Annotated in this window: 27 protein-coding genes; 7 read left to right on the top strand and 20 right to left on the bottom strand. The window is 26.3% G+C overall.

Annotated elements, in window-relative coordinates; all coding sequences use genetic code 11:
- Window positions 1-70: 70 nt before the first annotated feature.
- Window positions 71-556 (bottom strand): dUTP diphosphatase, encoded by a 486-nt coding sequence (locus ABDZ71_RS15925; protein ID WP_343763146.1) that lies wholly within the window; start codon window positions 554-556, stop codon window positions 71-73.
- Window positions 557-897: 341 nt separating this feature from the next.
- On the opposite strand from ABDZ71_RS15925, the gene ABDZ71_RS15920 reads away from it, so the two are divergent.
- Window positions 898-1560 carry a PHP-associated domain-containing protein gene (locus ABDZ71_RS15920; RefSeq protein ID WP_343763144.1) on the top strand — a complete coding sequence of 221 codons (663 nt, stop codon included), beginning with the start codon at window positions 898-900 and terminating at the stop codon, window positions 1558-1560.
- Between the two features lie 45 nt (window positions 1561-1605).
- Here the strand turns inward: ABDZ71_RS15920 and ABDZ71_RS15915 are convergent, their stop codons facing one another.
- The 16 genes from ABDZ71_RS15915 to ABDZ71_RS15840 all read right to left on the bottom strand — a co-directional run bounded on the left by ABDZ71_RS15915 (window position 1606) and on the right by ABDZ71_RS15840 (window position 17766).
- Window positions 1606-2853, bottom strand: a complete 1248-nt coding sequence (locus ABDZ71_RS15915; protein WP_343763142.1) for a glycosyltransferase family 4 protein — start codon at window positions 2851-2853, stop codon at window positions 1606-1608.
- A gap of 248 nt (window positions 2854-3101) precedes the next feature.
- Window positions 3102-4493 carry a sodium:solute symporter family protein gene (locus ABDZ71_RS15910; protein ID WP_343763140.1) on the bottom strand — a complete coding sequence of 464 codons (1392 nt, stop codon included), beginning with the start codon at window positions 4491-4493 and terminating at the stop codon, window positions 3102-3104.
- 170 nt (window positions 4494-4663) lie between these two features.
- Entirely contained in the window at window positions 4664-5851 is a 1188-nt protein-coding gene (gene hydF / locus ABDZ71_RS15905; RefSeq protein WP_343763138.1) for a [FeFe] hydrogenase H-cluster maturation GTPase HydF, read from the bottom strand.
- A gap of 8 nt (window positions 5852-5859) precedes the next feature.
- On the bottom strand, window positions 5860-7245 hold the full coding sequence (hydG, locus tag ABDZ71_RS15900) for a [FeFe] hydrogenase H-cluster radical SAM maturase HydG (protein WP_343763136.1): 1386 nt from the start codon (window positions 7243-7245) through the stop codon (window positions 5860-5862).
- 1 nt (window position 7246) lies between these two features.
- Window positions 7247-8293 (bottom strand): [FeFe] hydrogenase H-cluster radical SAM maturase HydE, encoded by a 1047-nt coding sequence (gene hydE, locus ABDZ71_RS15895; protein WP_343763135.1) that lies wholly within the window; start codon window positions 8291-8293, stop codon window positions 7247-7249.
- Between the two features lie 2 nt (window positions 8294-8295).
- Complete coding sequence (locus ABDZ71_RS15890) at window positions 8296-8547, bottom strand: TM1266 family iron-only hydrogenase system putative regulator (RefSeq protein ID WP_343763133.1); 252 nt, start codon at window positions 8545-8547, stop codon at window positions 8296-8298.
- A gap of 300 nt (window positions 8548-8847) precedes the next feature.
- Window positions 8848-9684, bottom strand: a complete 837-nt coding sequence (locus ABDZ71_RS15885) for a YjjW family glycine radical enzyme activase (protein ID WP_343763131.1) — start codon at window positions 9682-9684, stop codon at window positions 8848-8850.
- Entirely contained in the window at window positions 9677-11173 is a 1497-nt protein-coding gene (locus ABDZ71_RS15880; RefSeq protein WP_343763129.1) for a YjjI family glycine radical enzyme, read from the bottom strand. The genes ABDZ71_RS15885 and ABDZ71_RS15880 overlap by 8 nt, the downstream gene beginning before the upstream one ends.
- Window positions 11174-11374: 201 nt before the next feature.
- Window positions 11375-12724: an MATE family efflux transporter gene (locus ABDZ71_RS15875; RefSeq protein WP_343763128.1), complete on the bottom strand. Its 1350-nt coding sequence runs from the start codon at window positions 12722-12724 to the stop codon at window positions 11375-11377.
- Between the two features lie 97 nt (window positions 12725-12821).
- Window positions 12822-13649 carry a MerR family transcriptional regulator gene (locus ABDZ71_RS15870; RefSeq protein ID WP_343763126.1) on the bottom strand — a complete coding sequence of 276 codons (828 nt, stop codon included), beginning with the start codon at window positions 13647-13649 and terminating at the stop codon, window positions 12822-12824.
- Between the two features lie 213 nt (window positions 13650-13862).
- Complete coding sequence (gene rlmH / locus ABDZ71_RS15865; RefSeq protein WP_343763124.1) at window positions 13863-14342, bottom strand: 23S rRNA (pseudouridine(1915)-N(3))-methyltransferase RlmH; 480 nt, start codon at window positions 14340-14342, stop codon at window positions 13863-13865.
- An 80-nt stretch (window positions 14343-14422) separates the two neighbouring features.
- Window positions 14423-14926: an SEC-C metal-binding domain-containing protein gene (locus ABDZ71_RS15860; RefSeq protein WP_343763122.1), complete on the bottom strand. Its 504-nt coding sequence runs from the start codon at window positions 14924-14926 to the stop codon at window positions 14423-14425.
- A gap of 35 nt (window positions 14927-14961) precedes the next feature.
- Window positions 14962-15144, bottom strand: coding sequence for a CxxH/CxxC protein (locus tag ABDZ71_RS15855; RefSeq protein ID WP_343763120.1), 183 nt, complete (start codon window positions 15142-15144; stop codon window positions 14962-14964).
- Window positions 15119-15697, bottom strand: a complete 579-nt coding sequence (locus ABDZ71_RS15850) for a GerMN domain-containing protein (RefSeq protein WP_343763118.1) — start codon at window positions 15695-15697, stop codon at window positions 15119-15121. The genes ABDZ71_RS15855 and ABDZ71_RS15850 overlap by 26 nt, the downstream gene beginning before the upstream one ends.
- Window positions 15698-15713: 16 nt before the next feature.
- Window positions 15714-16502, bottom strand: coding sequence for an MBL fold metallo-hydrolase (locus tag ABDZ71_RS15845; protein ID WP_343763116.1), 789 nt, complete (start codon window positions 16500-16502; stop codon window positions 15714-15716).
- A gap of 7 nt (window positions 16503-16509) precedes the next feature.
- Window positions 16510-17766 carry a UDP-N-acetylglucosamine 1-carboxyvinyltransferase gene (locus ABDZ71_RS15840; RefSeq protein ID WP_343763114.1) on the bottom strand — a complete coding sequence of 419 codons (1257 nt, stop codon included), beginning with the start codon at window positions 17764-17766 and terminating at the stop codon, window positions 16510-16512.
- 373 nt (window positions 17767-18139) lie between these two features.
- Here ABDZ71_RS15840 and ABDZ71_RS15835 point away from each other — a divergent pair, with 373 nt between their 5' ends.
- Window positions 18140-18688, top strand: a complete 549-nt coding sequence (locus ABDZ71_RS15835) for a 2'-5' RNA ligase family protein (protein ID WP_343763112.1) — start codon at window positions 18140-18142, stop codon at window positions 18686-18688.
- A 112-nt stretch (window positions 18689-18800) separates the two neighbouring features.
- Here ABDZ71_RS15835 and ABDZ71_RS15830 read toward each other — a convergent pair whose 3' ends face one another.
- Window positions 18801-20699, bottom strand: a complete 1899-nt coding sequence (locus ABDZ71_RS15830; RefSeq protein ID WP_343763303.1) for a type I glutamate--ammonia ligase — start codon at window positions 20697-20699, stop codon at window positions 18801-18803.
- Window positions 20700-20883: 184 nt separating this feature from the next.
- Between ABDZ71_RS15830 and murI the strand changes: the two genes are divergently transcribed.
- From murI to ABDZ71_RS15810, 4 genes are all read left to right on the top strand, one after another.
- Complete coding sequence (gene murI, locus ABDZ71_RS15825; RefSeq protein ID WP_343763110.1) at window positions 20884-21657, top strand: glutamate racemase; 774 nt, start codon at window positions 20884-20886, stop codon at window positions 21655-21657.
- A 92-nt stretch (window positions 21658-21749) separates the two neighbouring features.
- Complete coding sequence (locus ABDZ71_RS15820; protein WP_343763107.1) at window positions 21750-22271, top strand: peptidylprolyl isomerase; 522 nt, start codon at window positions 21750-21752, stop codon at window positions 22269-22271.
- A 74-nt stretch (window positions 22272-22345) separates the two neighbouring features.
- Entirely contained in the window at window positions 22346-22687 is a 342-nt protein-coding gene (locus ABDZ71_RS15815; protein ID WP_343763106.1) for a hypothetical protein, read from the top strand.
- On the top strand, window positions 22680-23345 hold the full coding sequence (locus ABDZ71_RS15810) for a helix-turn-helix domain-containing protein (protein ID WP_343763301.1): 666 nt from the start codon (window positions 22680-22682) through the stop codon (window positions 23343-23345). The genes ABDZ71_RS15815 and ABDZ71_RS15810 overlap by 8 nt, the downstream gene beginning before the upstream one ends.
- A 59-nt stretch (window positions 23346-23404) precedes the next feature.
- On the opposite strand, the gene ABDZ71_RS15805 is transcribed toward ABDZ71_RS15810, so the two are convergent.
- Both ABDZ71_RS15805 and ABDZ71_RS15800 read right to left on the bottom strand, forming a co-directional pair.
- On the bottom strand, window positions 23405-24304 hold the full coding sequence (locus tag ABDZ71_RS15805; RefSeq protein WP_343763104.1) for a radical SAM protein: 900 nt from the start codon (window positions 24302-24304) through the stop codon (window positions 23405-23407).
- 65 nt (window positions 24305-24369) lie between these two features.
- Window positions 24370-25416, bottom strand: coding sequence for a YkvI family membrane protein (locus ABDZ71_RS15800; protein WP_343763102.1), 1047 nt, complete (start codon window positions 25414-25416; stop codon window positions 24370-24372).
- A 141-nt stretch (window positions 25417-25557) separates the two neighbouring features.
- Between ABDZ71_RS15800 and ABDZ71_RS15795 the strand changes: the two genes are divergently transcribed.
- Window positions 25558-26667, top strand: coding sequence for a head-tail adaptor protein (locus ABDZ71_RS15795; protein WP_343763100.1), 1110 nt, complete (start codon window positions 25558-25560; stop codon window positions 26665-26667).
- Window positions 26668-26725: the final 58 nt, after the last annotated feature.

The following is a 26725-nucleotide window of genomic DNA, read 5'->3' as shown; positions in this document are numbered from 1 at the left end:
TTAACCAACAAGATATTTTATTATTAATAAAAAAATAGGTTATAAGTATTAAACTTATAACCTATTTTTGTTAATAGCCTTCGTCTTGTCTTCTATGATTTATAGAATTCTTTTTAAAGTAAGCATCTTCAATATTTGATTTTGTAAACCCAAGTTCTACACCTAAGCTTAAAAAGTCTTCAAATAAAGTTATGTAATTATCCCTTGAAGAACAAATCATAAAGTCATTTATGTCTATATATAAACTTAGGAATTGTTCTGTAATGTTGTAGTCAGGGTTTTTAGGATTAATAGTTAAATCTTTAAAATTTTGTTCTAATCCTAAGGTTAAAATAAAATGAAGACAATCCACGTATTCTTCTAAAATTCTAGATTTATTAGAAGGAGGCTTAGTGCTCCAATATTTAAAGCATCTAGTTTCATTTGCTAATTCTCCAAGCTCTACTTGAAGAGCAAGGATCTTTTCACTCAATAGAGATTTACCATTTAAGCAGTGCTTTTTTAATATATGGTCGTCTAATTTTTTTTGTAATTCAAATAAATTGGTTAGATTCATATATATTAGGCCGCCTTTCGCTAGGTTTTTAACTAATATTATTGCAACTAAGATCAAAAAATATATAATACCATATATATATATTCTATCTAAAACTAATGGATTTTAAAAGAATTTGCAATCGGTTACATAATTTTTTTTGATTAAAATACTAAATATTTTTAATTTTTTAATATAATTAAAGCATATTGTAAATATAAACCATGCAATATTATATTAATTTGTATAAAAATATCTTATGCACAATAGTTTAAATTATTAATATATTTAATAATTCAACAAAATAATTAAGAGAAATGATAATATGAAAATGTAAAATATAAAATATGGTGGAGGTTTTTATGATAATAGATACTCACATACATGAAAGTAAATATTCTTTAGATAGTGAAATATCTTTAAAAGATATAGTATATAGAGCTAAAAAAATTGGATTAGATGGTGTGTGTATTACTGATCATGAAAGTAATGAAATATTTGATGAAGCACATGAGTTTGCTAAAAAAGAAAATTTTTTAATACTAGTTGGAGCAGAGATACTTACATATGAAGGGGATATATTAGTATTTGGTGTAAGAGATATTCCTAAAGAAAAAATTCACGCAAAAGAATTACTTAAAATTGTTAATGAAAAAAATGGAGTAGCTATAAGTGCTCACCCTTATAGAAATAACAATAGGGGTATGGGAGATTATATAAGTACTGCCTTTGATTTTGGACTTTCAGCAGTTGAAGCTTTTAATGGTAGTACAGAGTTTTCACAGAATTTAAGAGCATATTCTTTAGCTAGTAGATTAAAGCTTCCATCAATAGGTTCTAGTGATGCACATGTTATAGAAAATGTAGGTAAATATGCTACAGTTTTTCCAGATGGTATAAGAGATGAAAAAGATTTAATAGATGCTATAAAAAAGGATAAAGTATATCCTGCTATATATGATAATGGAGGATATATTCACTATAGTAAAAGTTATGATATGTTAATTAGAAAATGTATTGTATAGATATAATAAAGTAGAGCATAAAAATGCTCTACTTATTTTATATATTTAAAAATATTTTTCTAAATCTTCAAAAGCACCTCTCCAAGATTTATTTTCTATAGATTTTTTTAACTTTTTATCATATGTTATTAATTTATTAAAATGATTTTCTATATTTTCACCTAATTTTTTTTCAAATTCAGGTAAATCTTCATCTAGAGGAACATCTATATTTTCTATCCTAGGAAGAGGTACATAATTTATTATTCCACTATTATTTATAGTTTTTCCCATCCATTCTTTTAAACCAGGAAGATCTGATGAGACTATTTTAATACCGCAAGCCATTGCTTCTATTAAAACTAGAGGCATTCCTTCATAAAAGGAAGGTAAAACTAGTATATTTGATTTTCTAAATAAATTTCCTAGATCACTTTGAGGTATTGGTCCTAAAATATGTATTTTAAATTTAGATTTTTTGCATAAATTTAGTATGTAATCAAGTTCTTCTCCAGTACCAGATCCAGCTAAGAAAAGTTCAAAATTTTTATTTTTTTCCTTTAACAAATTTAATGAATTTATTAAAGAAGGTACTCCTTTAGAGAAACTAAGTTTACCGGCATAGACTATTTTAGTTAAATCATTAAGATTTTTATTTTTTTCATAATTATTGTAAAAAACATCAGAGTTATAACCGCTACCACCAAGTACAATTTTATTTTTATCTATACCATAGTACTTTATTATTTCATTTTTTTCATTAGAATGGGAGGCAATTATAAGATCTAGGTTTCTACAGTTATATTTTATATAATTTATAGTTTCTTTAAATATATTTTTAGATTTTTTACTTAAAGATTTCATTTGTCTTAAGTCTGTTCCATGACAAAAGCCTATTACAGGAATATTATTTAATACTAAATCTTTAGTAAGAGCTGTTAATAACCATAAATGATGACATATTATTATATCCGGTTTAAATTCTTCTATAGATTTTTTTAAAGCTTTAGAAAAGCCTTCTTTCCATTTAGATAGTTTTTCTTTAGATAAATCCCTATATTTTGTACTATTATAAGGCATCACATCACTCATGCCAATAACAGGGAAGGGCATATTTTCAGTTTCAAATATTACCGGATAAAAATCTACTTTATTTACTGAATCAAAAGATACTTTAGTATCATATTTTGATATACCTGCAATTACTGCTTGTTTATAATCTTTTTTATCAGCTTCTTTAACTAAAGATTGTAGATAAATCCCACTTCCTGTACTATTAGGTTTTTGTGCTATAATGTTTAGTATTTTTTTCATTTTTATCCCCCGTAAATTTTATTTAACCATATATTTTTTTATATATTGATATTATAATTTATAAATAGATAAATCAAAAGAGACTATTTTAAATTTTAAATAGTCTCTTTTAAAATATTATTTTGTTTCAGGAACTACTGGAGTAGTTTTTTTCCTTTTTTTATTTGGGTCTTTGTTATTTTCATTAGGAGAAGGTCTTTTCATACCTTTTTTAGCCATATGAATCCTCCTTTATAAAACTAATATATTTAATTATTTATGTTTCTAGTAATAGTATTTGTTTTATTAAATTTTTTACTCAGAATAAATAATACTAATATGTTAGAAAATATACCTATATATATAGAACAGACGCTATCTAATCCTAATAATATCCAAAGCATACTACATAAAGGACCTATTATTATTGAATATAGTCCAGCTTTACAATTAACATAGTTTTTCATAAATAAAGCAGCTATTACTGGAATAAATATTGGAGTAGCTCTAAATATCATAGATAAAAATCCCCAATCTAAGATCATAGATTCTGTATTATTTATTACTAAAAATAAAGTTAATATACCAACTATAATTATTGTTATCCTTAAAAATAAAATTTCTTTTTTATCATCTAGTTTTTCTTTTAAAAACTTAGGTATTATATCTTTTACAAACATAGTTGATATTCCAAGAGCAAGACCTGCACCAGTAGCTATAGAAGATATTAATACAGTAGCTATAGATACTCCTCCAAGCATTGGGTTTAAATAGTTTATAAGAAATAATGGAAAGGCTTCTTTAGGAGATATTGAAGGAAAATGTACCCTCATATACATACCTATAAAAGTACAAACTAATCCTACAGGAAATACTAAAAAAGCTACTATAAAAGAACTATATTTAGATATTTTAGAATTTTTACCAGACATTATAGCTTGAAAATATGTTTGAGTAGAAAGTATTCCTACTATAGTAGAAAAACAGCAAGCTAGATCTTGAAATACACCATCACTAAATAAATTAAACCAAGGATTTTTAGGAAAAAAGGTTGCTATTTCTTTTGGAGCATTAAGTTTAAATATAAGTATTAATCCGCATATAATACTGGTACCATAAAGAAGAACTGTTTTCATAGCTCCTACTAAGGTACTACCCCAAAATCCTCCAAATACTATATAAAAAACTAATAGCAGTACCACTATAAAAGAAGTGATTTTAGAATCTACTCCAAATATAGCAGTAAATAAAGCTGTACAGGCTAATACCTGACCAGTTATGTGTATAAACATACCTAAAGATAAAAGCACACTAGAGGCAGTTCTTGATTTTTCACCATAGGTATTTCCTATAACTTGAGGTAAGGTACTAAAATTTTTTTTATCTACTTGTTTTGAATAAATAAGACCTAAAAGTACACTTGAAATAGATACGCCTAGTATAAACCAAATTGCGGAAATACCATGTTTATAAGCCATTTGAGAAGTGCCTACTGTAGAAGCTCCACCTATGATAACTCCCATTAGCATACTTGTTACGCCAATAAGACCTAGTTTATTATTGGCATTAATAAAGTCTTTAGAATTATTTATTTTTAATTTACCAATATATCCTAAAATAGCTGTTAATATTAAAGTAAAAATTATACTAGCTATGAGCAAAATGTCCATCTCCTTAATAAATAGTTAATCTATTATTATGATAGTACATTTTTACAATATATGAACAAGGTGTATTTTTCAAAAATCTTCTATAAATAAAAAGAGTGTAGAAATTCCAAGGAATTTAACATTACACTCTTTATTACTTTAAATTTGTAATTAAAGGATTTTTATTTAAATATTTCAATGCTTCTGTCTAATATACCTGTTAAATATGCAATTAGCATTCCGTAGTTTGTAATGGAAACATTATTTTCTTTACATAAATTTATTTTTGTTTTCATAGCTTTTTTGTTTACCATACAAGCGCCACAATGAATAACCAAATCATAGTTTTTAATATTTTCTGTAAAATCTTCACCCATTTTAAAATCAAAATTAAGATTTTTACCTACATGTTTATTTAACATTCTAGGAATTTTTATTCGTCCAATGTCTTCATGAGAATGATTATGGGTGCAACTTTCACTTATAAGTATTTTAGAATTTTCATCTAATTTATCAACTTTTTTTATGCCATCTAAAAATGTTTCAAAGTCTCCTTTATATCTAGAAAATAATATAGAAAAACTAGTTAGTTTTATATTATTTGGAACTATTTCATTAACCTTTTTAAAGGCTTGAGAATCAGTTACTACTAAATCTACATCCTTTATATCTTCTAGGGAAGATTTAAGTTCTGTATCGCGAGTAACATAACTTTTTATTCCGTGGTCTAAAAGGTCACGTATTAATTGTACTTGTGGAAGTATTATTCTTCCCTTTGGAGCTTCTGAATCTATAGGTACTACTAATATAACTTTACTATTATAAGGTAGTAAATCTCCAATAATAGTATCTGATACTTCACTTTTACTAAGTTTTTCTATTAAAATATCTTTAAGATTTAATATAGTTTCAGGTCTTTTACATGAAACTAATATGGCATCTTTAATAGTTTCTTTGGAAGTTTTAATTAAATCTTCATTAGCAGTATCTATTTTATTTATTACTGTTATATAAGGTATATTATATTGTTTAAATTTAAGAATAGTGTTTTCATAAGATTTTTTATCTATATCATTTATGTCCATAACATATATTGCAAAATCAGTTTTAAATAAAGTTTTAAGGGTTCTTTCAATTCTTAGTTTACCTAAAGATGTATCATCTTCAAGGCCTGCAGTATCTGTAAATAAAACAGGACCAAAAGGAATAAGTTCCATAGCTTTTAAAACAGGGTCTGTAGTAGTTCCTTTAATAGGAGAAACTAGAGAAATATTTTGACCTATTATAGAGTTTATTAAAGATGATTTACCAGAATTAGTTTTACCAAAGATGGTTATATGAGTTCTATTTGAATTTGGTGTGTTATTCATAATACCTCCTAAAAGAATAAATCTCTTTTTCCATTTTTAATTTTTTCTATGTTTTCTAAAACTTTATTTTTTATATCTTCTCTTTGGATTTTTTCAATTTCTTTATTTATTAATTCTTCTCCTAAAGTTTTTAATTCTTCATCCCCATAGTCCATTATATATTCAATTAATGTCATTATGGCGTTAGGTTGACAGACATGTTGAATTTCACCGGATTTTGCTAAGCTCATAAATCTATCACCAGTACGTCCTTTTCTATAGCAAGCAGTGCAGTAACTAGGTATATAGCCATCTTTTACTAAGTCTTTTAATATTTCTAAGGGGCTTCTATGGTCTTCTATATCAAATTGATTAATATTTCTACCTTCTTCATGTTCTTTGTATCCACCAACTCCAGTACAAGATCCAGCACTAATTTGAGATACTCCATAGTGTATAACTTCTTCTCTAAATTTAGCGCTTTCTCTAGTTGATAAGATTATTCCAGTGAAGGGTACTGCTAATCTAATTATAGCCACTATTTTCTTAAAAGTTTCATCATCTACTATATGAGGGAACATATTAAGATCCATGCCTTCAGCTTTCTTTAATCTAGGAACAGATATGGTATGGAAACCTACGCCAAAGTTTTCTTCTAGATGTTCATTATGAAGCATTAAAGAAAGTACTTCAAACTTGTAGTCAGAAAGGCCAAATAAAACACCGCCGCCTACATCATCTATTTTAGCTTCCATAGCTCTATCAAAAGCTGTTAAGTGATATTCATAATCTCCTTTTAAACATTTTGGATGCATTTTTTCATAGGTAGGTTTATGATAAGTTTCTTGGAAAAGAATATAAGTTCCTATATTAGCTTTTTTAAGTTTTTTATAGTTTTCAGTAGTAGTAGCAGCAATATTTACATTAATTCTTCTTATATTTCCATTTTCATTTTGGGTTTTATATATAGTATCTATTGAATCTAATATATAATTTATATCACAGTTTACAGGATCTTCACCAGCTTCTAAAGCTAATCTTTTATGACCCATTTTTTCTAAAATTTTTACTTCATTTTTTATTTCTTCTTGAGTTAATTTTTTTCTTTTAAATTCATTACATTTTTTATATCCACAGTAAAGGCAGCTATTAACACAATAGTTACTAACATATAGAGGAGCAAAAAGTACTATTCTATTTCCATAAATAGATTTTTTTAATTCTTCAGCTATTTTAAAAATCTTTTTTATTTGATCTTTATCTTCTGTTTGAAGAAGGGCAGCTATATCCTTATGAGATAGTCCTTTCTTTTTACTAGCCTTTTCTAAAATAGAGTCTATTTTATTTTTAGTAACATTTTTTGTTTCTTGAAGTAAATTTTCTATATATTCATGATTTATAAATGTGTTTTTCATATTATTTTCTCCTCCAGTTTATATTGTCTCCTCTTGATAAATCAAGAGAAAAACCAGCATTATTTATTCTATTTTCTATGCATTTTCTACATTCTGCAGCTTCGTCCCCTGTACATATTTTCCCATCGTAAAGAAGATATTTATTTCTAACACTTGTAGGGGATAAGTTAGGCATAACTACATTTGCTCCAGCTTTTAACCCTTGTTCTCTTCCAAGGGGACTTATGGTACCTAAAGCAGTTGTAGCAGGAAGAAGTACTGTAGGTAAAAGAAGTCTTATAATAGAGAGTAAAGTTGTTGTTTTTTCTAAAGTACCTGATTTTTCATTTTTAAATATAGTATCTTTATGAGGAATAAAAGGACCAATCCCTATCATATGTGGATTTAGATTTTTTAGAAATATAAGATCTTTTACATAATCTTCATTAGTTTGATTTGGAAGTCCTATCATAAATCCAGCTCCTACTTGGTATCCTATATTTTTAAGGCTTTTAAGGCAATTAACTCTATTTTCAAAACTCATATTAGGATGAAGAAAATCATAAAGTTTTTTAGATGCAGTTTCATGTCTTAAAAGGTATCTATCTGCTCCAGCATTATAGTATTTTTTATAAGATTCATAGCTTTTCTCACCAATAGATAAAGTTATTGCGCAATCAGGAAATTTAGATTTTATAGAACTTACTATATCTATTATTTTTTCATCAGTGTAAAAAGGATCTTCTCCACCTTGAAGCACAAAGGTTCTGTATCCTAATAAATATCCTTTAGAGCAACAGTTAATTATTTCTTCGCAACTTAAACGATATCTATCAGCATTTTTGTTATTAGATTGTATGCCGCAATAGGCACAGTTATTTTTGCAGTAGTTTGTAAATTCTATTAATCCTCTTAGGTATACCTTATCTTTATAATATTTAAGTCTAAGTTCATTGGCTTTTAAGGTTAAATATTTTTTAGATTCAGGACTAATATTATTTAAAAGATATAATAATTCTTTTTCATTTAAGAAATTGTTTTCATATAACTTATTTATAATATTTTTCATAATTAAATCTCTTTCTTTGATATTGATGTTTTAACTAACACATTATTTACATTTCCAAGCTTTCCTGTTAGACTGTTTATCTGGTCAAGAGTTCCTATAACTGTAATTGATACTACTGATATTTTTTCTTTTTCAAAAGGTATTCCCATTCTTCCGCGAACTATGCCTTTAAAATTAGAAACTATTTCATTAAATTCTTTTTGACAATTTTCAGGATCGTCTAGTATTGCGCTTATTACTGCAATTTTTTTCATAGTATCACTCCTTAAGATTATTCAAAACAAAAAATAAAACTTTCCTATAAGGAAAGTTTTTTATTCTAGTTAAATTAGTTATAGATATAAGCTAAATATGCTTTTATAACTAATATTTTAATATATGTTAGTATAACTTTCCTTTCAAATTAGATTGTATCTTTTCTGTTAGGAATAATATTATTTTATAAACAAACTAAAAGAGAATATTTCTCTTTTAGTTTGAATTATTAGTTTGAACATATTTTACTTTATATATATAAGTTTTGTCAATGGAAAAAATTTATATAAAGTAGCTAATTATAAGATTATTATATTACTTAAGCCATTATGTATACATATGTCTTTAAGGTTTTCCATATAGTCATTAGAAGGACTTAAAGATTTAATTTTATTTTCACGAACGCCCATAGGCCTATATTTTATAAGTTTATATCTTATATTAGAATCTAAAGATGCAATAAGTTTACTTATTTCATCTACATTTTTATCATTATCTAAAAGATCTGGAACTATTACTGTTCTAACTTCATAAAGTTTATTTATACTGGCTAAATATCTAGCATTTTTAAGAACTATAGAGTTATCCATGCCTGTAAGCATTTTATGTTCATCTTTATCAAAAGATTTAATATCAAGCATTGCATAATCCATTAAATCAGTAAGTTCTTTATTTTTACTAAAGTCAGTGGATCCATTTGTATCTACATATATAGATAAATTTAATTTTTTTACTTTTTCAAATAAATCTACTAAAAAGTTCTTTTGAAGGGTGCATTCACCACCAGATACAGTTATACCAGATATAAATGGTTTATATTTTAATATTTCTTTTAGTATTTCACCAACACTCATATATTTAGTTCTAGGTCCGCAATTATTTTTACAATTTTTAAGGCATAATCCACAATCCATACATTTTTCTTCATGCCATTTAACATGATCTCCTAAAAATTCAACAGCATCATAAGGACATACAAAAGCACAAGTACCACATTTTTTGCAAAGATTTATAGTTTCAGGGTTGTGACAATAAAGACAATCAAAATTACATCCTTGAAAGAAAATAGAAGTCCTGTTTCCAGGACCATCTACTGAACTAAAAGGAATTATTTTTCTTATTAATCCTTTAAGCATTATCTCTTACCTTTCTTTCAAGAACTCTAGAATTTTTAACAGATCCAAGTCCTAATGCAACTGTATCTTGAAGTACTTGATTTCCTTTATCTAATTTTTTGATATCAGATAACTTTACTAAATAACCAGTTATTCTAATTACGTCACTATCTGAAGAGTATAAAGAAAAATATCTCATGCCTTCACTAAAAGCACCCTCTATTATGTCAAGAATAGCTTTAGGATTTTTCTTTGCTGTAACTTCAAAGGGGAATATATCGCCTATACCTGAAGGAAAGTATTTATGGAATTTTGCGCTTTGAATTAAATGTGTTGGTAAATCTGGTTCTTCTCCTATAGGAATTCTACATCCAGGACTTATTCCTTTATCAGATTCTATTCCTACCTGTGCATGTAATAGAAAATGTCCATCTGTTATAGAACAATTAGAGTTAAAGCCTTTATTAACTATATCATACATTTTTTCTATTATTTGAAGACCTAGTTTATTAGCTTTTTCACTATGTCCAAATCTATCTTTTAAATCTTTAGCATTTAAAAGGTTATTTACGCATTCTGCTAATCCAAACATACCAAACATAGCGGTAAATTTATCTTTTTTAATTAAACCTTCCTTAGCTAAAAAGTTAGATTCAAAAAAGCCGCTTTCTTCTACAATAAATTTTATTCTTTCATCTATATATTTACTCATTTTATCCATAGCAAAGGGAAGAATTTCATTTATAAAGTGATCTACACCAGTAGCTTTTTTAGATAAATCTGCAAGATTAAGTCTTACTAAAGTATAACTACCACCACCTATATATAGTCCGTTATAGCAGCTAACTATAGCATATTTACCTTTAGTAAATTCTTTAGAAAATATTTTGTCATTTGCAAAGCTTGGTTTAGCAGTAACTAAAGCAGTTTTAATGCAATCTACAGCAAAATCTTTTAGAGTATCTTCTCCATATTTTAAAGATATATTAGGTGTAGCAGTTTCAAGTTCTCTTTGAACTTTTAATATAATTCTACCAGCCTTAGTATCTTTAGGACCTAAATTAGCATGGCAAAAGGAGTCTGTAATAGTTCTATCTATATGAGTTAAAAAAAGTTTTATAGCTTTATAGCTTTCTTTTTCATCTTCTATAAATGGATCTAATAAAGTATCTATATTTCCTATATAAACAGGCATAGATGTAATAGAAGGTACATGCTTATATAATATTAATAGGTTATTTACAGCTTCCCATATATCTTTAGCAGGGGATAGTCCTAAAAATTCACTTCCTTGATTTATGAATTTTTCATAATCAGGAACTATATATCTAGGTCTATAGGGAGCATTTCCTTCATTTAAATCACATATTATTCCTTCTTTTCGAAGGGTTTCTGTTTCTGAATCTATATTTAAAACATTTAATGAAGCTTCAGCTTCACGAGCTAAAGATAAAACTTTTTGTTCATAAGTTAATGTTTTATCTTTTATTATTTTTAATGTATTATTCAACTTACTCAGCTCCTATTATAAATTTTAATATGACAACTTAATTTTATATTTAATAGTTAAATTATGCAAATGTTTTCTTTTAACATAATATCCACATATAAGTATAAAAAAATATATATAAAAAATATAACTTATGCTATTAAAGTAGGGTAATAGCGTAAGTTATATTTATAAGAATATACTTGTTAGTTTTATAAAATTTTAAAGTGAATTTTCAAGTTTGCTATTAATAAGAATTATATTATTTTTCTTCATTAGGTAAATTCCTATAGTAAAAGTCATAAATTCAGAAAAGGGTACGGTACCCCATATTCCACTTGTGCCTATAATCATAGGAAGTATATTTATACCTAAAATTATAAATACTATTCCTCTGCTTCCTGCTATTATAATAGATTCTTTAGCATCTCCTATTGCTGTAAAATATCCTGACATAATTATATTAAATCCACACAATAAAAAGGCAAATGCATAAATTTTTGATCCATTTGTTGCTAGGTTTAAAACTTGACTATTTCCACTAGCGAATAAGGATATTAATTGTTTTCCAAATATAAATAGAATCAAAAATAATAGTATTCCTATAATTAAATTTAACTTTAATGCTAAGTTTAATGTGTTATTTAATCTATCATGTTTTTTATCTCCATAGTTATAGCTAACTATAGGGGTTATTCCATCGGATATACCAAACATTATAAGAGTTCCAAATTGACCTATATAGTTTATTGTTGTAAAGGCTGCAACACCAGCTTCACCAGCTATTTTCATAAAGGCCATATTAAACATATATGCAGTTATAGCTGTTGCAATTGAATTAACTCCTTCGGATGAACCGTTATATATTACAGGTATTATAATTGATTTATCAAATTTACCACTAAATATATTAACTACATTTTTTTTGTTTAACATAGGGAATATTACTATTAAAAATGCCGATGTAAAGGCTATTCCTGTAGCAAATGCTGCTCCCATTATACCAAGATTTAATTGTTTTATAAGTATATAGTCTAAATTTATATTAACAATTACACTTAAAATAGTTGCTTTTAAATATAATTCTGGTTTGCCTAGTACTCTATTAATAAATCCAAATAAAAACATCAAAGACATTAAAGGAGCAAAAATAGATATAGTTTTTATATAGGTGGATACACCTTCTAGTAATACATTATTAGCACCTAATAATAATGCAATTTCTTTATTAAATAATCTTCCAAGAAATAATACTACTAAAGATATAGCCGCAATAAAAATAAATGTTGTTTTAAATGCATTTTGAGCTTCTTCTTTTTTATTCTCTCCTAGACTTCTTCCTATATAACTTAGAGAACCTACACTTGTTATCATACTAAAACCTACTATAATCTGCATGAATGGCTGTACTATATTTACACTGGCTAGTGCATTTTGTCCAACAAAATTCCCTAAAAATATTCCATCTATTATAGTTTGAGCACCAGCTATTACCATAGAAATTACTGCTGGAATCAAAAATTTGATAAACAATTTAGATATTTTTTCTGTTCCTAGTATATTTTCATTCATTTAATTACCTCCAAAAGAATATAACAAAACACAGAGTATAAATACTAACTATGTTTTTCTAACGGAGTATATTATAAGCCTTTGTGTTACACAAAGGTCAACATTTTTTTATTGGTATTTGTATTTCAAATAATTCTTCTTCACTTTGGTCTGTAACACTAACATCTATTTGAATAATTTGAATAATATCACCACATACTCTATAATTCTTTTTTTCAATATATTCAATTATTTTCTTTAAATTAAAATCTATATTCCAAACATTTCCTTTGTAATACATACATGCGTAAGTACCTTTAGGGATTTTTTTTATATAAATTTCATTAATATTTTCCTTATCTTTAATAAAAATAAACATAACAATTGATTTTGTATGCTTATTAAATTTTATGTTCTCTTGTTTTCTAATTGTTCCGTATCGGTTACTTCCAACTATAGGAGCTATTTCTTTTAATGAATTTTCTAACTGGAGACATTCATAGCTTAGTTCTATTTCATTATTTAGTGATTTATCAAAAGTAATTATTTTTCTTTCTTTAATTTCTTTTATAACTATATCTTCTAAATTTGAAATCTTAGAAATATTTTCTAAGTGATTAATTTTTTCTGTAATATTTTTATCTAATTGTTGTAATTCCTTAATTTTATTTTTAAGTTCCTCATGTTTATATTTTAGTATATCAACGGATTGTTTTAAATTTCTATCATTAAAATATTTTTTAATTTCATCAATACTCATACCTAATTGACGAAGTTCTTTAATAGTTCCTAATTCCTCATACTGTAAAATAGAATAATATCTATATCCTGTTTTAGGATCTACTTTAATAGGTTTAAGTAAATTTATTCTATCGTAATATCTTAATGTTTCCGTAGTAATATTTCTTAATTTTGCAAATTCACCAATTGATAGTTTTTCTTTCACTTTTCCTCCTCATTTTATATCTTATTATTTTAGTAGATTATATAAAAAGTTTTATTTATTATGATGTACATTTTTTTAATATTTAAATAGAGATTTCAATAATGAAACAGTTTTTATATTAACTTTACATAACTATTATATAAGACTGAGGGTAAATGTGTCCTAGGGAAATGATTATTTTTAGAAAAGGATAATTATAAGTAAGATAAAAACTTACTTATGATATGGTTCACCATTTATTATTCTAAAGCACCTATATATTTGTTCAAGAAGCATAACTCTAAATAATTGATGAGGAAATGTTAATTTAGAAAAAGAAAGCTTATAGTTTGATCTAGATAATACGGAATTATTCAATCCTAAAGAACCACCTATAACAAATACAATATTACTATTTCCAGATATAGCACAGTTTTCTATAACTTTAGAAAATTCTTCAGAAGTTATAGACTTTCCCTTTAAATCTAAAGCTATTACAAATTGGTTATCTTTTATATGTTTTAATATTAGGTTCCCTTCTTTTTCTTTTATAATTAATTCATCTTTAAGAGAACTTTTATCAGGAGTTTTTTCGTCAGGTAATTGTATTATGTTAAGTTTGCAGTATTTACTAAGACGTTTTGAATACTCATCAATAGCTAATTTTAAATATTTTTCTTTTATTTTTCCAACAGCAATAACTGTTATGTTCATAAGTATCCTCCGAGTAAGTTAACTTAAAACTAATAGCCATCCACTAAAGTGCAGGGCTATTAGTTTTATATATTTTTATTTTATGCGTTTTTTCCGCAACACTTTTTGTATTTTTTTCCGCTTCCACAAGGACAAGGATCATTTCTTCCTACTACATCCTTTTTAATTACAGTTTTAGTTGATACCCAGCTATCATGAATTTCTTTTCTTTTTTCATTTGAAAGTATAGCATTCCATTGTGGTAATTTGTAAAGATAATCTGCTTTAGCATCTAACATATTGTAATACAATTTTTCAAAGTTTAAAGTTATATCTACATTTGAATTTTCTTCTATTTTTTCTACATCTAAAGATTCAGTTAAGCTTTCATTTATTCCATCTAAAAATCCTAAATAAAATAATATAGGAGTATCATTTTCATCAGCCAAATCTTTTAAAGTACCAGTTATATGACTTGTACGATCAGATAATATTTTAGTGTAGATATCTTTTTCTATTCTTCCGTATTCTTTCCAAAAGGCAGCTTCTCCTTTAGTTTTAACATAATCTACAACCATATTTGTCCACTGTTCATATAAACTCATAATTTCAAATCTCCTTTATATAATATATATTAAGTTTACTCCGCAGAGTTTTCATTTTTTTTAAGTATATATATAGCATTTTCATTACAATAACTACATTTTTCTATAGATACTTTATCCATACAAGGGAAAGTTTCTGTAGAATTAATAAAGTCATCAAAGGCTATATCAACATGTTTTTCACAACAATATTTACATTCCTTCTTTTGGTGTGTCACTTTTCAAATCATCTCTTTCTATAGGCTTAGATAAATCAAAGTTTTTAGTTAGGTTGTTTATATTTTTATTTTCTATAAGTAGTTTAACCTTTTTTATAGAAGGTAATTGAGTTAAAGACCAAACTATACACTTTAAATAAGCTTTTTCATTATTGTAAGACATAGGTGCATGATAAGCTTCTTTACTTAGGTTTACGTAAGCTACAGAATCTTTAATTGAAAAGCTTAAAAGTCTTGTTTCTTTAGGGAATATAGGCTTTAGACTTCCTTTTACAGCAGGTCCTTTAATTAATTCTTGTATTATAAGTTCTCCTATAATCTCTTCTTTTTTTAAAAGACGTTCTTCTTTAGCGATATCAGAATCACTTTCAGAGTCATTATCAGCAAAATATATTTTTAAATCTATATTATTGTCTTTTTCATTTGGAAACTTTATTTGCTTAATTTTATTCTTGTTACTTATACTTACTTCGTCTTTTTTCTCACAGGCTACAAAAGAGAATGATAGAACAAATAAAAAACAAAATATTAATATTTTTCTATACTTTTTCAAAATTTATCACCTTACCCTAAAATTTTATATAACTACTAGGCATATCACGTTTTGCTACAGATACAGATAAATCTTTACCAAGTTTTATACCTGCATCTTCTAAAATATTTGTTACAGTTTTATAAGCTAAATCAGGAAAGTTATTAGTTTTACTAAGATGGCCTAAAATTATATTTTTATATTTTTCATTTGTGATATTTATTATAGCTTTTCCACAGTCATCATTTGATAAATGGCCCTCATTACTTAAAATTCTTCTTTTTAAATTATAAGGATAGGGACCTACTTTAAGCATTTCTGTATCATGATTGCTTTCTAAAACAATTACATCACAATCTTTTAATATTTCTTCTATATCTTTAGAAAAATAGCCTAAATCTGTAGCAATACTTACTTTTTTATTTCCACAGGATACTTTATATCCAGTTGGACAAGAAGCATCATGAGGTATAGGAAAAGTTAGTACTTCTAAATCATTATTTATACAAAAACTAGAAGAATCAACCATTTTTATATTGTGTTCTTTGATTTTACCAATATTTTTTTCCATAGCCATCCAAGTTTTGGTGTTTGCATAAATAGGTATATTGTATTTTCTAGATAATACGCCTACACCTTTAACGTGATCTATGTGTTCATGAGTGACAAATATAGCATCTATAGAAGAAGCAACTTCTTCTATAGATGTTAACGCTTTTTCTATACTTTTACCAGACAATCCAGCATCTACTAAAATTTTTGTTTTACCAGAGGATATGAACATAGAATTACCACTACTACCACTATAGAGAGAACAAAATATCATAACTTAATTATTTTTCTTCTCTAGATATTTCTGCACCTAGAGATTTAAATTTTTCTTCAATATTTGGGTATCCTCTGTCTATGTGTTCTACCCCTAAAATTCTAGTTTCACCAGTAGCTATTAAGCCTGCAATAACCATAGCAGCACCAGCTCTTAAATCTGTAGCTTTTACTACAGCACCAGTAAGGGCATCAACGCCATCTAGTATAGCAGTTCTTCCCTCAACTTTTATATTAGCACCCATTTTTTTCAGTTCATCTACATGTTTAAATCTGCTTTCCCATATGTTTTCATTTATTATACTTCTTCCGCTAGCTACAGTTAAAAGAGAGCTCATAGGTTGTTGTACATCAGTTGGGAATCCAGGGTAAGGTTGTGTTTTTAAAGTTATACCTTTGAATTCTTTATTTGATTTAACAGTAACTGAATCTCCGTCTTCAGTTACATTTATACCCATTTCAATTAATTTAGCAGAAATTGATTCTAAATGTTTAGGGATTACGTTATTTATAGTAACTTCGCCACCGCAAGCTGCAGTAGCAATCATATATGTACCTGCTTCTATTTGATCTGGAATTACACTATAGTTACATCCTTTTAATTCTTTAACTCCAGTTATTCTAATTATATCTGTTCCAGCACCTTTTATATTAGCGCCCATGCTGTTTAAGAAGTTTGCAACATCAACTATATGAGGTTCTTTTGCAACATTTTCAAGAATAGTATTGCCTTCAGCTAAAGTTGCAGCAAGCATTACATTTATAGTAGCACCTACACTTACAACATCAAAGAATATATTAGTTCCAATTAATCTATCTGCTTCTACAGTAACAGCACCGTGTTCTATAGTAACATGAGCTCCTAAGGCTTCAAATCCTTTTATATGTTGATCTATAGGTCTTACTCCTATAGGACATCCTCCAGGAAGTTCCACTCTAGCTTTTTTAAATCTTCCAAGTAGAGCACCTATTAAATAGTAAGAAGCTCTCATCTTTCTAACATCTTCAGTATTAGCATTTATACTAGATATATTAGTGCTATCTACTATTAATGAATTTTCATTTCTTTCTAATTTACAACCAATGCCTTCAAGTATTCTTTCAAGACAATGTATATCTTCTATATTAGGTATATTATCTATTGTGCAATGGTTTTTACTAGCAAGTATAGCCGCTGGTAATATAGCCACTGCAGCATTTTTAGCACCACTTATTTCTACTTTCCCAAAGAGGGGGTTTCCACCTTTAATCTTTAATATACTCATCCCCGAATCCATCCTCACTTTTACGATTATTTTATATATTTAAACTTACAAGTTAATTTCAAAACTTACATAACAAAATATATTATATCATAACTATAAAATATTTTAACATTAAATTTTAAAATGTTAATATGTAATTAATAAATTTTTACTGAAAAAATTGTTAGTTTTTTCTAATAACTTCAGACATGTGTATAATATGTAAAAAGTTAGTTTATCATATATAAAAGAGAAGCTGTTAAAGAAGATATATTATATATTTAAATAATAAATATTAAGACAAAATATTACTAACAATTTTTATTAGAATTCTAAAAGTTTTATTATTGTGATATAATACTTACAAAAGCGTTTATGGGGGATTAATAGAATTATGAAATACTATTTAGTAGCCTTACTTAATAAAGACGATTATATTAGAATAGAAAAAATTCAAAGATCTATATCTAGAAAATATAAAATATATAAAAGATTACCCATGCTTCACATAACTCTTGAGGTTTTAGAAGATCCAGATATGGATAAACTAGAGAAAGTTATAAAGAAGATATTAAGTCCATATAAAAAATTTAAAGTAGAAATAAATGGAGCTATATGTTTTGAGCCACCATATAAATCTGTAAATTTAAATGTAACTAATCAAGGGTATATAAAAAGGATAATTAGAAATATTAATGATACTCTTAAATTGCATGGCTTTAGAGTAAGACATAATATAGACAAATGGGATTTACATATGTCACTTGCTAATACTAATTATGCTACAAGAAATTGGAGCAATAAAGAATATGTAACAGCCTGTAGCAATTTAAAAAAAGATAGAGTATATGATATGGTTAAAATAGATAAGATAGAACTTTGGAAGCCTATAAATAACAAAAGAGAAATGGTAGTTAAAAGTTTTCCATTAAGAGAGTATTAAAATATATAAATAGTAAAAACCAGTGTTAAATTAACACTGGTTTTTTATTTTATTATATATGAAGATTTATTTTTTAAAATTAAAACAGCAATAATATATAGTTTTTATATTATTATATATCTAATAGATTCTTTTTGTAATCAGAATATAAGTTTCTAAGTTTACTCATTTTATCTTCTAACTCTATTTGTAAGTTTGAGATAAGAGAGTAATCACTATTAGATTTAGCTTGTTTTATTCTTGTGAATAAAGATTTTTTACTGTAAGTATCTTTCATTATATATTGACGTAGTTCATTAATTCTATGCCAAGTAGAAATATCAACATCTAAAGCTTTATCATCTTGATGTAATTTTGAGAAGCTTCTTATTTCTTCCATGTAATTAGGAATTATTCTATTAGTTATTTCTACTAACCATCTTTCAATTACAGCCAATTTATAACTATTTAATATTTCAGGTGTAAATACGTTACCTTCTTTTAATATGTCTAATTTGTTACTATGTTTTTCAAAAGCGTCAATGTTTTCATATACTGTAGCAGGAGCTTTAGCAAATATTCTTTCTCTTTCCTCTTCAGTATAATCTTCAAATACATCTTCTTCACTTCTATAAGCTCTTCCTTCTTCTAAGTAAGCACATTTTTCTTCAGGAGATTTTGAAAGTTCTTTTAAAAGTAAATCTTCATCTTTATTATTTTCTAATGCATAAGTTATACCATCAAGCATTGACATGTAAAGTGACGCTATAGTTAAATATGTATTACTTCTAGGGTTTGGAGATCTAAGTTCGAATCTAGTAGCTAAAGGACTTTCTAAATCACGAATAACTCCTAAAAGAACGGTTCTGTTTCTAGATGGCATTTCAACAGAGTGACCTATTGAAGTAACGGTACAAATAGGAGCTTCAAAACCAGGTTTTAATCTCTTTAAGGAATCATTAGTAGATGATACAAATGGATTTATTATTTCGTAATTTTTAAGTATACCCATTATAGACGCATATCCAAATCTACCTAAGAAATGATCACGGCCTGCAGAGAATAAGTTTATAACTTTACCATTTTTAAGTTTTAATGCTATTCCTATGTGTGTATGTTCACCACTTCCAGCTACACCATCTACAGGTTTTGCAAGGAATGTTACTTCAAGTTTATTTTTTCTAAATACTTCTTTTATTATGCTTTTTACTAATAGTTCATTATCAGCAGCTTGCATAGCAGTTGAGTATTTCCAATCTACTTCAAGTTGTTCCATTATATGAGTAAATCCGCCAGAGTTACTTAGCTTAGCTTTAACCCCTCCAACTTCTTTATGTCCCATTTCAGGTTCTAAACCATGAGATTCCATTATTGATAAAGCTTGTTCTAAAGCTGTTCTTACATTACCTTTAGTTCTATTCCAATATTGTTCATGTAAAACTTGAGATGTTGACAATTCTTCTACTTCAGCTACATCATTTGGTGTTTTAACCCAAAATTCTAGTTCAGTGGCACAAGTTGCCATAACGCTGTCTATATCATCTGGTTTAATATTGAATTTTGATAAAGATTCAGGATGTTTTTTAACAAGGGTTAAAAGCTGAGATTTGAAGTAATCGATTGATTGCTTTAGAACGTGACGAGAGTCTACTGGTCTGTCTTCATGATAAAGGAAACAAGGAATTCTTAGTGTTCCTATAGGTTTGTTAGTTTTAGAGTCGATATTTTCGTTATTGTAGTCTACAAACCAATTGACGTTCATATCTACAATCATATCAACTTTAGCATTGTTTAAAGTTGCGATTCCAGGCAAAACAACAGAAGATCCGTCTGTTTGGACACAACCGTTAATGAATTTATCCATATCTTCTAAGAAAAGATTGATAGGGATTTTTTCATCAGTATCATTTCCAGATAAATCTATACATACTAAAGATACAAATTTTATTTCTGGATGCTCAGATAAAAGTTTAGCCATTTTATCTTTTGAATGAAGTTCTTTTGGAATAAAGTAAATTAAATCTTCCAATATTGCTACCTCCTAAAATATAATTGACAAAAATATTTATAAAATTTAATATATCCTATATGTTATAATTAATATGTTTATATGTCAATAACTAATAATGACTTTATTTGAATAATATATTTTGTTTATAATTATAATATAAAATACGAAAAATAATAAAATATTTATCTTGTACGAGGTGATAAACTTGGATTTGAAATATAAACCAATAGGCTTTTTTGACTCTGGAGTTGGAGGTATTAGTGTATTAAAAGAAAGTGTAAAATTGTTACCTAAAGAAAACTTTTTATACTATGGAGATTCAAAAAATGCTCCTTATGGAATAAAGACGGTAGACGAAGTTAAATCTTTAACATTTAAAGCAGTGGATTTTTTAATTGAAAAAGGAGTTAAAGCTATAGTTATAGCTTGTAATACTGCAACTAGTGCTTCTATAGAGGATTTAAGAGATACCTATGATATTCCTATTATAGGAATAGAACCGGCAGTTAAACCTGCAGTAGAGCTTAATAAAAAAGGGAAAATATTAATAATGGCAACGCCTATGACTCTTGCAGAGAAAAAGTTTAAAAATTTAAGTCATATTTATAAACAAACAGCTAATATAGAGCCAATACCTTGTCCTAAGTTAGTAGAGTATATAGAAAAAGGAATAGTTGAAGGAGAGGATATTGAAAAATATCTATTAAATAAAGTAGAAAAGTATACAAAATATCCTATTGCTAGTATAGTTTTAGGTTGTACTCATTTTCCTTTTATAAAGAAAACATTATCTAAAATAGTTGGAGAAAAAGTAGAAATTATAGATGGTGGTCTTGGAACAGGAAAAGAATTAAAAAGAAAATTATTAGAAAACAATTCTTTATCAGATAAAAAGGACCATGGAAAAGTAACTATATATAATTCTTCTTTAGAGGATGATATAGTTAATTTATCTTATAATTTATTAAATTCAAAGTAAGTAAATAAAAGTTATTTATGAAGGTATTTTGCTATGATATAATTTACATAAATATAATAGTATAAACTATTAGTTGAAAGGGGTAATTAAAAATGAATCCAATAGTTACTATAAAAATGGAAAACAATAAAATAATAAAAGCAGAACTTTATCCAGATAAAGCTCCAAATACGGTAAACAACTTTATAGATTTAATAAATAGAGAATTTTATGATGGATTAATATTTCATAGAGTTATTCCAGGATTTATGATACAAGGTGGATGTCCTGAAAAAACAGGTATGGGAGGTCCCGGTTATTCTATAAAAGGAGAGTTTTCATCTAACGGATTTGATAATGATTTAAGACATACTGAAGGTGTACTATCTATGGCAAGAACTATGGCACCGGATTCAGCTGGAAGCCAATTTTTTATAATGGTTAATGATGCACCTCATTTAGATGGACAATATGCAGCCTTTGGAAAGGTAATAGAAGGAATGGATGTTGCAAAAGAAATAGTAAGAGCTTCTAGAGATGCTATGGATAGACCTATGGAAGATGAAATTATGGAAAGTGTTACTGTAGATACTAAAGGAAAAGAATATCCAGAACCTAATAAAATCAACCTTTAGAAGAAGGTGGTATTATAACTCTTTATAATAAGAAATCTATTCTAATTTATGGATTTGATAAAGAAGAAATAGATATGATAAAAAATATATGTTTTTTAAATGGTAGTTGTAATTTAAAGGTTATAGATGAAACCATGGGAAATATAAAGATTAAAGATATAATATCAGGTATAGATTTCTATATTTGTGATTGTTACGTATTAGATGAAAGAATAATATTATTTAATAATCTTTCTGACAAAGAGCTAGATACTTTAACTAAAGATTTAAAAAATATTTTAAAGAGAAATACCATATTTCATATTATAGATAGTAAATCTATAAACTTAGAATTTAAATATTTAGTAAGTAAGCTCATAGAAAAAAGAGACTTCAATGAAAACAAAAGGTACAGAAAGAGGTATAGAAATGAGTAGGGTAAGTGAAAAAATAAAACAAGTTAGAACTAAAAAGGGTTTTACAAAAAAGAAATTAGGTAAAAAACTTGGAGTATCAGAAAGTTTTATAACTGAAATAGAAGCAGGTAGAAAGATAATAAATGAAAAGTTAATGACTAGAATATCTAAAGTATTAGGTGAAGATATAAATGATATAACTATGTCTTTTGAACAAGAATCCTTTAAAAAAGAAAAAGTAGAGACAAAACAATTCCCTAAAAAAGAAAAAGTTAATGAGGTATGGAGCGATGCTCTAAATTCTGTTATAAGAGATGTACCTTTATATGGATATAGTTTAAATAAGGTTTTAGGAAAAAAACAATTACCGGTTATAGGTAAAAAGATAGAAGGGTATTCTGCTAGTAAAGTATTTTTTCTTAAAATAGAAGATAATGAAATGATGGGATTTAGAATTTGTAAAGATGATATAGCATTTAGTTACTTAACTCATGAAATAGATAGTAATTCTATATTTTTAATAGAATTAAATGGAGAAAGAGTTATAAGACAAATAAAAAGATTAGACAGTAGTAAAATACTTCTTATAAGTAATAAAGATACGGTAAGAACTAAAACTGCTAATGTAAAAGAAATAAAAGTTTTAGCTAAACTTTTAAAAGTTGAATTTTCTTTATAATACATAAAAAGGGTACGGTAAATTTTTACGTACTCTTTTTTGTATAAAAACTACATATCTTATATGCCTCTTAAATCAAAATCCGGTATAAATTTTTCTGAGGAAGATTCTGAATCCTGAATAAAGGCATTTTTAATTCCTAATTCTCTACAATAATTTATAAAAGACTTATAATGCTTTGGATTTAAAGTTTTATTGATTTCAGGATACTTATTAGTTAATGAATCTATAGGAGTGTATTGATTCATTATACTTAAGTATACATTATCTTTAAATTTAGAATAAATATAATCTACTATTTTTTTTGAATCAAATAATAATCCTGGAAGCATTAAATGCCTTATAATAACACCTTTTTTTATTAATCCGCTTGAATCAAAGGAAGGAGCACCTACTTGCATATACATTTTTTCTATAGAAGATGAAGCATATTTAAAATAATTTTTACAATTAGAGTATTTTATAGCATATTTATCATTAAAGTATTTAAAATCCGGTAGGTAAACATCTATATAACCTTTTAAAGATTCAATTGTAGATTCTTTTTCATATCCATTTGAATTATACAAAATAGGAATAGAAAGACCATTTTTTTTTGCTAAATCTAAAGCTTTTATAATTTGAAAAGCGTAGTGAGTAGGAGTTACTAAATTTATATTATGAGCTCCCCTATCTTGAAGATTTAAAAATATAGAACTTAATTTTTCTATAGATATTTCTTTTCCAAAGCCACCATGACTTATTTTATGGTTTTGGCAAAATACACATTTAAGATTACAGTTTGAGAAAAAAACAGTTCCAGATCCTTTAGTTCCAGATATACAAGGTTCTTCCCAAAAATGAAGACTAGCTCTTGCGATTTTAACTTTATCTGTAGCATTACAAAAGCCTAAAGAAGAGCTAGTTCTATCTACATTACAATTTCTTGGACATAAAGTACATTTTTTTAATCTATCCATAATAACACCTCAAAACATTTAACTATGTTATAAATTATATAATGAGGATATTAGGTTTACAAATTTTATTTATCTTTTATATAAAAAACTATACATTGAATCATAAATATAAAGCTTATTACTGCAAAACTAGGATATAAAACACTTATTAGTTTAACAAATCCTAATTGAGATATAGGTATTGCAATTAACATTATAATAAATACTGATTTTTTATAAGATATACCTAAAGATTGTTCCATTGTTTTTCCTACGCTATATATATCAGATACTTCTGTTGAAAACATTTCTAACCAAATTATACATAACAGCATTATTTGTATTACTCTTCCAAATCTATTTGCTATAAATAAAAGTGGAATTTCAAATTTAAATATATTAGGTACATTCAGAAGTAGTAATAGATTTATTATAAAAGATAAAATAGTTAAACCTAAAGAACCTATTACTAATCCAGACTTCAAGGATTTTTTATCACCAATTTCTGTACTTAAAGGTACAAGAACACCACTACAACATAGTAAATTGAAGCCACCATATATTAAAGTAGATACTAACCAATGATTTTTATAATTAGGAATATCTTTTATATAAGACAAACTAACATCTTTTGATAAGGCCATGTAGAGTATAAATATTGTTATTATTACAATCATAAGAGAAGGAACAATAAAGGAATTTATAGTTATAAGACCCTTTGTATTTCTAAATAGTACAAATAAAGAAAAAATCACCATAAGTATAGTTCCTATCCATCTTGATATTCCAAAATATTGATTTAAAAGAGCGCCACTTCCAGCAAGGATTATTGCAGATCCACTTATCAAAAATAATCCTGTAAGCAAATCTATGGTTTTTCCTAAAAATCCTGGACTTACTAAAGAAATTAAACTGTTATAAGAATTTAGTTTATGTTTTATGCTTATATCTATTATTATTGAACCCATAAAAATATATATAAAAAAGCATATTGATAAACCTATAAAGCTTTTATATCCGTATGTAGTAAAAAATTGAGTCATTTCTTGACCAGATGCAAGTCCGGCACCAACTATAGTTCCTATAAAGACTGCACTTATCTGAAAAATTAAGGTTAATTTCCTTTTAAACATAAATCCTCCTTGAATCTAATTAATAAAATCTCTCTATATAAATATATAAATAAAAATAAAAATAATGATTTTTAATTAAATTTTATTTTTAGGAAAAAATAAAACTAAGAATTTATTTTTTAGATAGGAGTGAAAATATTAATGCTGAGATTTCATAATAAAAAAGGATTATTCATATATATTTTAATTTTTATGATGATATTTTCCTATGGATGTAAACCTAAAACAAAGGATAGTAAAGAAGGAAGAGAATTTGATGTAAAGATAGCTAATAATGTTGTAGATAGTTATATGAGATATCTTATGAATAATGATATGAATAGTGCAAAAAAATTATATTCTAAAAAACTCACAAATAGTAAAGCAGAAAAAAGAAATTCAGATTTAAAAACTAAAGGATACCTTATAAGTGAAATAAATGAAATAGGAGAAAGTGGAATTTTCAAAAGTAAAGTTGTCAGTATAAATGAAAAGATTCCTTATACTTGTGTAGAAGAATTTAAAATTAAAGTTGTAAAAGAAGGTAATGATTATAAAATAGAAGAAATTAATACCAGTAATGAAAAAGAAGCTTTTATAGAAAAAAATCAAATTAGATATAGAAACAAGAATAATATAAAAACAGAACTTTTAATAGATGGATCAGGTATACCAGATTATACTTATGCTAAAGATGATAAATCTAGACTTGAAAAAATACCTGTTCCTAAAAGTAATATAGGTGCTATAACTTTAGCTTATAGTGAAAATTTTATAGCCATTTCTACTTATGATAAAAATTCTTATATAGGACTTGTTACTATAGATGAATCTAAAGCAGTTCAAGGAGGCAGCGGAAGCGGAGATGGTGAATCTGGAGGATCTGGTGGTGGAGGAGATTCTCAAGGTGGAAGTATAACAAATGTAAAGGAACCTCCTATTGGAAAAGAAATTTCAGATTTAGATTTATTAAAGAATAGTAAAATAGATTATATGGTATTTTCTCCAGATGAAAAATTTGTAGCAGTTCAATATGAAACAAGTGCTAAAAGCAAAAATTTAAGAGTTTATAAAACAGATAGTGGAGATATGATAGATTCTAAATTTGAAGATAAATATCCACTGGATAAAGTTAATGTAATCTTTTCTTCTTTTAATATGGAGGAGATAAATTTTGATGTAATAGCAAAAGATAAAAACAACAAAGAAGTTTCTAAAGTTACAGGAAAATGGCAATTAAATTTAAAAGATTTTAAATTTAAAAAAATATAGCTTATAGAAATAAACAATGTCTATAGATTCGACATTGTTTATTTTTATTGTTAAAATT

It is taken from the genome of Clostridium oceanicum (assembly GCF_039521385.1).
In the GTDB taxonomy this organism is placed as follows: Bacteria; Bacillota; Clostridia; order Clostridiales; family Clostridiaceae; genus Clostridium_F; species Clostridium_F oceanicum.
The sequence above is the reverse complement of the archived record's forward strand: the minus strand, read 5'-3'. Positions and strand labels throughout refer to the sequence as shown.

What these genes read in the sequence shown, in the direction of transcription:
- ABDZ71_RS15875 (WP_343763128.1), bottom strand. Translation starts at nt 12,724, where the DNA reads ATGAATGAAAATATACTAGGAACAGAAAAAATATCTAAATTGTTTATC.
- ABDZ71_RS15805 (WP_343763104.1), bottom strand. Translation starts at nt 24,304, where the DNA reads ATGGATAGATTAAAAAAATGTACTTTATGTCCAAGAAATTGTAATGTA.
- ABDZ71_RS15890 (WP_343763133.1), bottom strand. Translation starts at nt 8,547, where the DNA reads ATGAAAAAAATTGCAGTAATAAGCGCAATACTAGACGATCCTGAAAAT.
- hydF (WP_343763138.1), bottom strand. Translation starts at nt 5,851, where the DNA reads ATGAATAACACACCAAATTCAAATAGAACTCATATAACCATCTTTGGT.
- ABDZ71_RS15815 (WP_343763106.1), top strand. Translation starts at nt 22,346, where the DNA reads ATGATAAAAAATATATGTTTTTTAAATGGTAGTTGTAATTTAAAGGTT.
- rlmH (WP_343763124.1), bottom strand. Translation starts at nt 14,342, where the DNA reads ATGAACATAACAGTTATTGCTGTTGGAAAAATAAAAGAAAAATATTTA.
- ABDZ71_RS15925 (WP_343763146.1), bottom strand. Translation starts at nt 556, where the DNA reads ATGAATCTAACCAATTTATTTGAATTACAAAAAAAATTAGACGACCAT.
- ABDZ71_RS15915 (WP_343763142.1), bottom strand. Translation starts at nt 2,853, where the DNA reads ATGAAAAAAATACTAAACATTATAGCACAAAAACCTAATAGTACAGGA.
- ABDZ71_RS15845 (WP_343763116.1), bottom strand. Translation starts at nt 16,502, where the DNA reads ATGATATTTTGTTCTCTCTATAGTGGTAGTAGTGGTAATTCTATGTTC.
- ABDZ71_RS15840 (WP_343763114.1), bottom strand. Translation starts at nt 17,766, where the DNA reads ATGAGTATATTAAAGATTAAAGGTGGAAACCCCCTCTTTGGGAAAGTA.
- hydE (WP_343763135.1), bottom strand. Translation starts at nt 8,293, where the DNA reads ATGAAAAATATTATAAATAAGTTATATGAAAACAATTTCTTAAATGAA.
- ABDZ71_RS15800 (WP_343763102.1), bottom strand. Translation starts at nt 25,416, where the DNA reads ATGTTTAAAAGGAAATTAACCTTAATTTTTCAGATAAGTGCAGTCTTT.
- ABDZ71_RS15860 (WP_343763122.1), bottom strand. Translation starts at nt 14,926, where the DNA reads ATGAGTTTATATGAACAGTGGACAAATATGGTTGTAGATTATGTTAAA.
- ABDZ71_RS15820 (WP_343763107.1), top strand. Translation starts at nt 21,750, where the DNA reads ATGAATCCAATAGTTACTATAAAAATGGAAAACAATAAAATAATAAAA.
- ABDZ71_RS15920 (WP_343763144.1), top strand. Translation starts at nt 898, where the DNA reads ATGATAATAGATACTCACATACATGAAAGTAAATATTCTTTAGATAGT.
- ABDZ71_RS15795 (WP_343763100.1), top strand. Translation starts at nt 25,558, where the DNA reads ATGCTGAGATTTCATAATAAAAAAGGATTATTCATATATATTTTAATT.
- ABDZ71_RS15810 (WP_343763301.1), top strand. Translation starts at nt 22,680, where the DNA reads ATGAGTAGGGTAAGTGAAAAAATAAAACAAGTTAGAACTAAAAAGGGT.
- ABDZ71_RS15885 (WP_343763131.1), bottom strand. Translation starts at nt 9,684, where the DNA reads ATGCTTAAAGGATTAATAAGAAAAATAATTCCTTTTAGTTCAGTAGAT.
- ABDZ71_RS15835 (WP_343763112.1), top strand. Translation starts at nt 18,140, where the DNA reads ATGAAATACTATTTAGTAGCCTTACTTAATAAAGACGATTATATTAGA.
- hydG (WP_343763136.1), bottom strand. Translation starts at nt 7,245, where the DNA reads ATGAAAAACACATTTATAAATCATGAATATATAGAAAATTTACTTCAA.